This window comes from Promicromonospora sp. NPDC060204 (assembly GCF_042728455.1).
Taxonomy (GTDB): Bacteria; Actinomycetota; Actinomycetes; order Actinomycetales; family Cellulomonadaceae; genus Promicromonospora.
In genome coordinates this window covers 1-10,130 of record NZ_JBHWZO010000232.1, presented here as the reverse complement: position 1 = coordinate 10,130, position 10,130 = coordinate 1, and the positions used below count along the sequence as shown (strand labels likewise).

7 protein-coding genes are annotated in these 10,130 nt (G+C 73.2%); 4 read left to right on the top strand and 3 right to left on the bottom strand.

What is annotated here, in order from left to right:
- Positions 1-62: 62 nt before the first annotated feature.
- From ACFWEJ_RS22970 to ACFWEJ_RS22960, 3 genes are all read right to left on the bottom strand, one after another.
- The gene (locus tag ACFWEJ_RS22970; protein WP_377231501.1) at positions 63-3,836 is read right to left on the bottom strand and encodes a S8 family serine peptidase; all 3,774 of its coding nucleotides are present in this window, start codon (positions 3,834-3,836) and stop codon (positions 63-65) included.
- A gap of 168 nt (positions 3,837-4,004) precedes the next feature.
- On the bottom strand, positions 4,005-4,547 hold the full coding sequence (locus ACFWEJ_RS22965) for a Clp protease N-terminal domain-containing protein (protein ID WP_377231500.1): 543 nt from the start codon (positions 4,545-4,547) through the stop codon (positions 4,005-4,007).
- Positions 4,547-4,756, bottom strand: coding sequence for an RNA polymerase subunit sigma-70 (locus tag ACFWEJ_RS22960; protein WP_377231499.1), 210 nt, complete (start codon positions 4,754-4,756; stop codon positions 4,547-4,549). The genes ACFWEJ_RS22965 and ACFWEJ_RS22960 overlap by 1 nt, the downstream gene beginning before the upstream one ends.
- Before the next feature lie 240 nt (positions 4,757-4,996).
- Between ACFWEJ_RS22960 and sucC the strand changes: the two genes are divergently transcribed.
- The 4 genes from sucC (at position 4,997) to purN (ending at position 9,992) form a co-directional block, all read left to right on the top strand.
- A complete protein-coding gene (gene sucC / locus ACFWEJ_RS22955) occupies positions 4,997-6,166 on the top strand; it encodes an ADP-forming succinate--CoA ligase subunit beta (RefSeq protein ID WP_377218826.1) in 1,170 nt (389 codons plus the stop codon).
- Positions 6,167-6,205: 39 nt separating this feature from the next.
- The gene (gene sucD / locus ACFWEJ_RS22950; RefSeq protein WP_377231498.1) at positions 6,206-7,102 is read left to right on the top strand and encodes a succinate--CoA ligase subunit alpha; all 897 of its coding nucleotides are present in this window, start codon (positions 6,206-6,208) and stop codon (positions 7,100-7,102) included.
- Positions 7,103-7,639: 537 nt separating this feature from the next.
- On the top strand, positions 7,640-9,337 hold the full coding sequence (locus ACFWEJ_RS22945; RefSeq protein ID WP_377231497.1) for a DUF6350 family protein: 1,698 nt from the start codon (positions 7,640-7,642) through the stop codon (positions 9,335-9,337).
- A 10-nt stretch (positions 9,338-9,347) separates the two neighbouring features.
- Complete coding sequence (purN, locus tag ACFWEJ_RS22940; protein ID WP_377231496.1) at positions 9,348-9,992, top strand: phosphoribosylglycinamide formyltransferase; 645 nt, start codon at positions 9,348-9,350, stop codon at positions 9,990-9,992.
- Positions 9,993-10,130 lie beyond the last annotated feature (138 nt).

Below are 10,130 nucleotides of genomic sequence, written 5' to 3'. Positions count from 1 at the left end.
CAGCCTGCTGAGAGCGAAGAAACCCCGGCCTCGAAGGGGAGCCGATCAGGGCCGGACGGGCGTCAGCGCAGGCCGAACGCCCGGGTCAGCGTCTGCGACACCGTGTTGCCGTCACTGTCCTCGACGCTGGTGCGCAGGGTCGCGAACTGCGCGCCCCGCGGCGCCGACAGCCGGGCCGACCAGGCGTCCGGACCGTCCGGCTGCCGGTCCCGGCTCAGGTCAAGCCGCTTCCAGGTCGCCCCGTCGTCGTACGACACCTCGACCGTGGGCCGGCCCACCCGGGCCTCGATCCCGGACAGGTGCGACGGCGTCACCGTCAGCCGCGCCGTGCGCGCGGCACGCCCCGCCAGGTCGGTGTCCACGCCGTAGTCGAGCTGGATCAGCGGCAGCGGCACGACGGCTTCCGGCCCGCTCGCCTCCGACGTGAAGTCCCACTCGGTGTGCGTGTGCGTCGAGTACGGCCCCGCCCAGTCGGCGCGGTCGTTGTCGGCGACCACGCGGTACGGCAGCCGCTCGGCGGGCAGCCCGCCGTTGACGGGCAGGAACTCGGCGTTGCCCCACAGGAGCTCGGTGTCGCCCTGGTAGAGCGTCGCCCGGTTGCGGACGTCGAAGTTGCCGCCGCCCGTGGCGCCGACGTGCCCGCTGCCCGAGTCGCCCCAGCCCGGGACCGGGACGTACATCTGGTCCAGGTAGCGGATGGGCTGGTAGCCCAGCTCCGACATGCGCGGGCGCAGCACCGGCCCGAACCACGTCACGTCGCTGGTCGTGCGGGCCTTGTACAGCAGCACGTCGACGTTCGACTGCCCCATCTCGCCGGCGATGTGCGCGCTCTGCGTCCACGGCACGTCGGCGGCGACCCAGTCGGTCCGCTCGCCCTGCGCGGGGGCGGCGAGCTGGTTGCCCGCCGTCCAGCCGTGCCAGACGTCGAACCGGGCCTCCATCGCGGGACCCTGGCGGTAGTTGCGGAACGACGTGTCCACCCGCGCCAGGTCGCCCTTGGCCGAGGTCCACGTGGGCCGGGCCGGCACGGCGCCGGTCCAGTGGTGCACCACGTCGTAGGTGTACTCCGTCGTGGGCTCCGACGAGACCGTGACCTCCGGCCGGCGGGCGTCCAGCGACCGCAGCAGCTCCGCGCCCTGGCCGGACGTGAGCGTCGCGACCGTCAGCGGCGCGGGCTCGCCCGGGATCCACGGCGACTCGTCCCACGGCGCCAGCCGCCCGGCGCCGTCGTGCACCACGAACAGAACCCGCGCCCCGGCGTCGGCCGCGGCCTGCGCCAGCGCCGCGATCTCGTCCGTGTCGGTGGCATGCACGACGACGGCGGTGTCCTTCAGGCCGTGCCCGTTCCCGTGCCGGGCCAGGCCGGACAGGTCGGACGCGCCCTCGGCCTCGACCACCCGCAGCGTGCGCTTCCCCGCCGGCGGCGGCGTCGCGGCCCGCTTGACCCGCAGGTCGTCCAGGCCGTCGAAGCCGCCCCGGCCCGCGAGCACCGTGAGGGCCGGCTGCTCCAGCCGGAACTGCGCCCCGAACTCGAACAGGCCCTCGGTGACCTTCTTCCCCGTGGGCAGCGCCCACAGGCTGTCGTACTCACCCCCCGGGAACATGGAGCTCGCCGTGTAGCCGCCGTTCGGGAACTGCCGGATCACGTCCAGGCGCAACGACGCCGGGTCCGTGTCCTGCGGAACCTCGGCCCGGACCTGGACCGCCTTGCGGGCGTCCAGCACGACCGACCGGTCCTGGCTCAGGTCCACGTCCACGAAGCTCAGCAGCGCCGTGCCGAGCGAGCCCGGCCCGTTCGCACCCTCGACGTCGACCGACAGCCAGCCGCTGTAGCTGCCCACCGGCATCCGCAGCACGGCGGTGCCGTTCTCGTCCAGGTCCGCCCCGGCGAAGATCTGGTCCGACGTCACCAGCACCTTGCCGACCGCGGGGTGACCGTCGTCGCCGGTCACCGTGAGCGTCAGCTTCTGGCGCTGCCCCTCGCGGGTCCCGCCCGTCAGGGTGCGGGCCCGCACGGCCCCGGTGTCGTCCGTCGCCACGACCGTGGCGCTCAGGTCGGTCTCCGCCGGCAGGAGCGAGAGGTCGGCCACGAGATCCACCGACGCCGTGCCCTGCGCGGGCACGGTCACCGTGTCCGACGACAGCGTGAGGAAGCCCGCGGGCACCGCGCCGTCGACCGCGAGGTGCAGGTCGACCGGGGTGTCGCCCAGGTTCGTGTACGTGATCGGCTTCGACGTCGGCTCGTCCGTGCCGTCGTCGAACGTGTGGAAGCCGAACCCGGCGCTCGCGGTGCCGAACACGGTCGCGGCCACGGCCGCGGGCGCGTCGAGGCGGCCGCTGCCGGCCTCGTAGGGGGTGTAGGCAGGGGTCGGCACGGCGGTGCTGACGATCGCCTCCTTGATCTGCTCCGCCGTCCAGCCGGGGTGGGCCGCCGCGACGAGCGCCGCGGTGCCCGCCACGTGCGGGGTCGCCATCGAGGTGCCGCTCATCGTCGTGTACATCCCGGAGCCGCGCACGAGCTGCGAGCGGGCCGCGAGCACGTCGACGCCGGGCGCGGTGATCTCGGGCTTGATCCCGCCGTCGAGCGCGGGGCCGGTGCTGGAGAAGTCCGCCAGGGTGTCGGTCGCGTCGACGGCGCCCACGGCGAGGGCCGAGTCCGCCAGGGCGGGCGAGCCGATGGTGCGCGGGCCGCTGTTGCCGGCGGCGATCACGAACAGCGCGCCCGTCTCGGCGGTGAGCTCGTCCACGGCCGTCGCCATCGGGTCGTCCGCGCCGGCGGGCTCGCCGCCCAGGCTCATGCTGACGATGCGGGCGTCCTGGTCGCGGGCGGCCCACTCCATGCCGGCGATGATCCAGGACTCCAGGCCCTGCCCGTTGCTGTCGAGCACCCGGCCGACGTGCAGCCGTGCGCCGGGGGCGACGCCCCGCTCCAGCCCGTCCGAGGCCGCGCCGGTGCCGGCGATCGTCGAGGCGACGTGCGTGCCGTGCCCCTGGTAGTCCTCGACGTAGTCCTCGGTGGTGACGAAGTTGGCGGCCTCGGCGACCTGGTCGGCCAGGTCGGGGTGCGTGGTGTCGATGCCCGTGTCGAGCACCGCGACGTCCACGCCCTCGCCGGTGTTGCCGTCGGCCCAGACGTCGGGCGCGCCGATCTGGGCGGTCGACTCGGCGAGGTCGGCGGTGACCGGGCCGTCGAGCCAGATCTTCTCGATGCCGCCGGCGAACGCGGGGGCGGCGCCGGTGGTGCGGGCTCCGGCCGTCGCCGGGTCGCCCGTCAGGGCGGTCCAGAAGTCGGCCGCCTCGTCGCGGTCCTGCGTCACGGCGGCGCCGTCCACGCTGGGCAGCGCGCGGACGACGTCGGACCCGTCCAGGGGCTCGGTGCCCCGCGACCGGGCCGCGGCGTCCGTGTACCGGACGATCAGCGGCAGCGTGTCGGTGCTCGCGTCGTCGTAGCCGTTCGCGAGGAGCTGCGTGACGTCGAACAGGCGGTCGTCGAGGGTGCCGGCCGTCACGTAGGGCAGCGCCGCGTCGGGGTAGACGAAGGTGCTGCCGTCGCGCTCGGTGCGGTGGAAGGACGACGTCGTCCCGCCAGGCCCGGTGACGTTGGTGACGCTCGTGCCGTCCGCCGCCGTGGTGATGGTGACCGTGTCACCGGTGATGAGGGTGACGCTGCGCGATCCCGCCGCCGATGGCGGGAGCGCGGCGGCGGTGCCGCCCGGTGGGACCGGGCCGGCGGGGCTCGCGGGGGCCGCGGCGGATGCCGTCGCGGACCCGACGGCCAGTGCCGCGGCCACGCCGGCGGCGACGAACGCCCCGGCGCGGGTGGAGATGGTGAACACAGGTGTCCCTTTCGACAGTGGTGTGCCCTTTCCTAACCGTCGGAAACGGGGTGCTGGGTTTCACCTGTGTAACGGCCATGCCTTTTCATGACCTACTCCGGACAGATGGCAGAGAGCGGACACGCCCCGCGCCCGTTCTCGGGCGCGGGGCGTCTTGCTGACTGCCGGTCAGGCCGCCTTGCCCGACCCCTCCGCCAGGTGCCGGACCCGGTCGAGGTCCGCCCCGGCGTCGGACAGGATGCCGCGGGCCGGGGACTCGGCCCGGGTGAGGCCGAGCAGGAGGTGCCCGCCGTGGATCTCCTTGGACCCGAGCCGGATCGCCTCGCGGAGCGCGAGCTCCAGAGACTTCTTGGCGTCCGGGGTGAACGGGATGTGCTTGCGGCGCCCGCGCACGGTGCGTCCCGCGCGGGCCAGTGCGCCCTCGCCGAAGGTGGCCTCGGTGGCACGCGTCACCTCGTCGAGGTCGATGCCGACGGCGGCCAGCGCGGCCGGGTCGAGCGCGTCGCCCGCGGCGATCCGGGCGCGGGCCCCCTCGACCAGGGCGGCGGTGTCCACCCCGCCGTCCGCGAGGGCGGTGCGGGCCGGGCCGGCGCTCTCGGCGAGGGCGACGAGCAGGTGGCGGCTGTCGATCTGGTCGCTGTGCGCGTCGCGGGCGACCTGCTGGGCGTCGACGACGGCGGAGCGGGCGTCCTTCGTGAACCTCTCGAACATCAGATCCTCCTGTTGTGCTTCTTGTGGACGGCCTGCCGGGTGACGCCGAGGGCGTCGGCGATCTCCTGCCACGACCAGCCGAGGCGCCGCGCACGCTCCACCTGGAGCGTCTCGAGGCGGTCGGCCAGCTCGCGCATCGCGCGGACGGCGCGCAGTCCTTCGGCGGGGTCGTCGCCGGCGGCGGACGCGGCGAGTGCTTGCTGGGTCATGTGTCAACTATGGTTGACACGACTGCCGGATGTCAACCCTGGTTGACAGAATTCGCCGAACGAGACGTGTACCACACACCTGTGCCGAAGAGCCCCGGAATACCGCCGGTTTCGTTCGGAACCACAAGCGATCCAGGGCTACCCTGTACGGGGATGTCTTGACGTCGAGACATCGCTTCAGCCGGGCTCCGGGCGACTACGACGTCCGAGGGCCGCATCCCGATGGAAGGACGCAGCAGGGTGGACCTGTTCGAATACCAGGCGCGCGACATCTTCGAGAAGCACGGCGTTCCCGTGCTGGGCGGGGTTGTCGCGACGACCCCCGAGGAGGCTCGCGAAGGCGCCGAGAAGCTGGGCGGCGGCACTGTCGTCGTGAAGGCCCAGGTCAAGACCGGTGGTCGCGGCAAGGCGGGCGGCGTCAAGCTGGCCCACTCGCCCGCGGAGGCGGCCGAGAAGGCCGGCGAGATCCTCGGCATGGACATCAAGGGTCACACCGTGCACCGCGTGATGATCGCCCAGGGCGCCAAGATCGCCGAGGAGTTCTACTTCTCGGTGCTGCTGGACCGGTCCAACCGCAACTACCTCGCCATGTGCTCCGTCGAGGGCGGCATGGAGATCGAGCAGCTCGCCGTCGAGCGCCCCGAGGCGCTGGCCCGCATCGCCGTCGACCCCGCCGTGGGCATCGACGAGGCCAAGGCCGCCGAGATCGTGGACGCCGCCGGCTTCGCCGAGGACATCAAGGGCAAGGTCGCCGAGGTCATCCAGGGCCTGTGGACCGTGTTCAAGGCCGAGGACGCCACGCTGGTCGAGGTGAACCCGCTGGTCAAGACGGAGGACGGCGAGATCGTCGCCCTCGACGGCAAGGTCACGCTCGACGAGAACGCCGGCTTCCGCCACGCGGACCACGCCGAGCTCGAGGACTCCGCCGCGGCCGACCCGCTGGAGGCGAAGGCCAAGGAGAACGACCTCAACTACGTGAAGCTCGACGGCGAGGTCGGCATCATCGGCAACGGCGCGGGCCTGGTCATGTCGACCCTCGACGTCGTCGCCTACGCGGGCGAGAAGCACGGCGGCGTCAAGCCCGCCAACTTCCTCGACATCGGTGGCGGCGCCAACGCGCAGGTCATGGCCAACGGCCTCGACGTGATCCTGAACGACGCGCAGGTCAAGTCGGTCTTCGTGAACGTCTTCGGCGGCATCACCGCCTGCGACGAGGTCGCCAACGGCATCGTGGGCGCGCTGGACATCCTCGGCGACGAGGCGTCCAAGCCGCTGGTCGTCCGCCTCGACGGCAACAACGTCGAGCTCGGCCGCCAGATCCTGAACGAGCGCAACCACCCGCTCGTCACCCTCGCCGACACCATGGACGGTGGCGCCGACCTCGCCGCCGCCAAGGCTGCCGCCGCCTGATCGCCCGCTGAAGACTTCGAAAGCAGAGACAAGAAGACAATGTCGATCTACCTGAACCAGGACTCGAAGATCATCGTCCAGGGCATCACGGGTGGCATGGGTGCCAAGCACACCGCCCTGATGCTGGACTCCGGCGCGACGATCGTCGGCGGCGTGAACGCCCGCAAGGCCGGCACCACGGTGACCCACAAGGACGCCTCCGGCGCCGACGTGACCCTCCCCGTGTTCGGCACCGTCAAGGAGGCCATGGCCGAGACCGGCGCGGACGTCTCCGTCGTCTTCGTGCCCCCGGCCTTCACCAAGGACGCGGCCATCGAGGCCATCGACGCGGGCATCGGCCTGCTCGTGGTCATCACCGAGGGCGTGCCGGTGCAGGACACCGCCGAGGTGTGGTCGTACCTGCAGGGCAAGGAGACCCGGATGATCGGGCCGAACTGCCCCGGCATCATCACCCCGGGCGAGTCGCTCGCCGGCATCACCCCGCACACCATCACGGGCAAGGGCCCGATCGGTCTCGTGTCGAAGTCGGGCACGCTGACCTACCAGATGATGTACGAGCTGAAGGACTTCGGCTTCTCGACCGCCATCGGCATCGGCGGCGACCCGATCGTCGGCACCACGCACATCGACGCGCTCGAGGCCTTCGAGAACGACCCGGAGACCAAGGCGATCGTGATGATCGGCGAGATCGGCGGCGACGCCGAGGAGCGTGCCGCCGAGTACATCAAGGCGCACGTCACCAAGCCGGTCGTCGGCTACGTCGCGGGCTTCACCGCCCCCGAGGGCAAGACGATGGGCCACGCCGGCGCGATCGTGTCCGGCTCGGCCGGCACCGCGGCCGCCAAGAAGGAGGCCCTCGAGGCCGTCGGCGTGAAGGTCGGCAAGACGCCGTCCGAGACCGCTGACCTCATGCGGGAGATCCTGCAGGGTCTCTGACCCTGACCGACGACGGCGGCTCCCTCGTAGGGGGAGCCGCCGTCGTCATGTCTGGAGACGTGACGCCTGCCTGCCACCGGGCGGGGTGAGTTCGTGGACAGCGGTGAGTTCATGGACAACGGTGTGACGGTGAACCACAGTGTCGTCGTGAACAACAAGGAGCCGAGGCGTCGAGTCCATCCGTACTGGGGATCCCTCGTAGCTGCCGGAGTCGTGACGGTCCTCGGGATGGTGCTCCTGGTGCAGATGGGTTACAGCGCGGACGCAAGTGCTGAGGACCTGCCCGAATGGCGATACCACGTCCCCTGGGGAGTTTTCGGGACCGGGCTCGTCGGACTCGTCGCCCTGGGGGCGGCTGGGCCCTTTCTTCTGCGGCCGCGAGGTCCTCGCTCCTGAGTGCTGGTTCGCAAAAGGGGCGTTCCTACACCAGTTCCCCCGGTGAACTCCATACCCGGCCGTAATATCTCCCGAAGTTCACCCGGGCCACGCCGAGGGATGTCCCCGGGCTGACGCCGCGGCGCGGGTGAAGATTGCCGGGTGAGCGCACCACCCCGCCCGAGCACGGCCACCCGTTCCTCCGGCGCCCGTACGTCCCGCCCGGCGGGCAACCGTCCGACGGCCCGCCGTGGCCGCCTGGTCGAGCCGCCCGCTCCCGAGCAGGGGTCGTTCGCCCTCTCCCACGTCGTCGCCGGCGTGCTCTCGGCCGCCCAGGCCCTCGTCCTGTCCCTCGCCGTCGTGGTGCTCCCGGCGGTGGTCGCCTACCTCGTGGGCACGGCCACGCTCGCCTCCGCGACGGACACCCCGGACGACGGCGTCCAGGTCCGCTCCGCCATCGACGTCGCCACCGGGCTCTGGCTGCTGGGGCACGGCGTCCCGCTGACCGCCGACGACGTGACGATCACCCTCGCCCCACTCGGCATCGCGGCCCTCGCGCTCTTCGCCGTCTACGCCTCGGCCAAGCGGTTCGCCGCGACGTCGGTCCCCGCCTGGGCGGCGGGCACCGTCACCTACGGCCTGTGCACGACGGCGGTCGCCGCCCTCGCGGGCAGCGCCCCTGGCTGGTCGCTCGCCCTGGCGCTGCCGGCCGGCCTGGTCATGGGCGGGCTCGGCATGGCGCTGGGCATCCTGGCGCGGCCGGACGCGCCGACACCGGCCGAGCTCGGCGAACGGGCCGAGGTGGTCGCCCAGCGGCTCACCGGCTTCGACCTGGTCCCCGCCACGCTGCGACTCGGGCTGCGCGGCGGCGCGGTGGTGGTCGCGCTGCTGACGGGCGCGGCCGCGCTCCTGGTCGTGGCGTGGGCGCTGGCGGGCCGGGCCACGTCGTCGGACATCGTCACCGCCCTCGAACCGGGCTGGACCGGCGGGATCGTGTTCGCCGTGGCGCAGCTCGCGCTGCTGCCCAACCTGCTGCTCTGGGCGGTCGCCTGGCTCGCGGGGCCGGGCTTCGCCGTGGGTGAGGGGACGAGCTTCACGGTGTTCGGCACGGTCTCCGGGCCACTGCCCGCGGTGCCGCTGCTCGGGGCGCTGCCGGGGGAGGACTGGGCCAACCCGGTCAGCGCCTGGGCGCCCCTGCTCGTGGTCGCGTGCGGCGTCGTGGCGGCCCTGTTCGTGTGGCGCCGGCTGGAGCCGTCGCTGGTCCGCTGGTCGGACGTCGGCTGGGTGCTCGGCGGCATCGTCGTCGTGCCCGGGGTGTTCGTGCTGCTGGGCCAGCTGGCGGCCGCGGGCGCGGCCGGCCCGGGCCGGCTCGCCGAGGTGGGCGCCGACCCGCTCGTGACCGCGGGCCTCGTGGCCGCCGAGGTCGGCGGGGGAGCGATGGCCGTGCTGCTGGGCGCCAAGCTGGACGTGGTGGCGCGGCGCGGCGAGATCGGGGAGGACCTCGTGGAGTGGCTGCGTCGGCCGGCTCCGGTGGGCGGTGGTGTCTCGCGCGAGGAGTCCTCGGACGGCCTGGTGCGGGACGGCGGGACGCCGGAGGGCGAGGGCCGGTCCGACGATCCGGACCTCGCGGCGGAGCTCGGGTTCAGGGACCCGCCGAGCGAGAGCGACGAGGACGCGGGCGCACCCGTCGCGGACGCGGGCACACCCGTCGCGGACGCGGCGCCGTCCGGGGACTGGGCGAGGGTCGCGGCGTACGCCGTCTCGAACCCTGAACCGGACGCGGCACCCGAACCGGACACCGGGCCGGCGGCTGGTCCGGACGGTGGCGACGAGGCTCGCGAGGCGGGCCCGGGAAAGTAGGCTGGGGCCCGTGCAGACGCCCTCCGGTCACCCCGTCGAGTCCACATCCGCCAAGCGCCTGGTGGTGCTCGCCTCGGGCGGCGGGTCCAACCTCGCCGCGCTGCTCGCGGCGCACGACGACGCCGCGTACGGCGCGCGCGTGGTCGGCGTCGTCACGGACCGGCCGACGGCGGGAGCGCTCGACCTGGCGCGGGACGCCGGGGTGGCCTCCGCCGTCGTCGCGCTGAAGGACTTCGAGGACCGTGCCGCCTGGAACGACGGCGTGCTCGAGGCCATCTCGGTGTTCCAGCCCGACTACGTGATCCTGGCCGGGTTCATGCGCATCCTGGCGCCGGGCGTCGTGCGCAAGTTCGAGGGCCGGATGATCAACACGCACCCGGCCCTGCTGCCCAGCTTCCCGGGCGCGCACCCCGTGCGCGACACGCTCGCACACGGCGTCAAGATCACCGGGTGCACCGTGCACCTGGTGGACGACGGCGTCGACACCGGCCCGATCGTCGCCCAGACCGCCGTCCCGGTGCAGGACGGCGACGACGAGCCCACCCTGACCGAGCGGATCAAGGTCGCCGAGCGCGCGCTCCTGGTCGAGACCGTCGGCCGCCTGGCGCGTGAGGGCCTGCACGTCACGGGCCGCAAGGCCGCGATCGGCCGCTGACCGCCGAGGCTACGCCGTCGGGCCGCCGTCGGGCCGCCGCCCGTCCGCCCGCCCGTCCGTCCGTCGGTCCGCCCGCCCGTACTGGCACCTTTCCTTTGAGGCCCAGGTTTCTTCGCTTTGCGACCGCCCAAAGCGAAG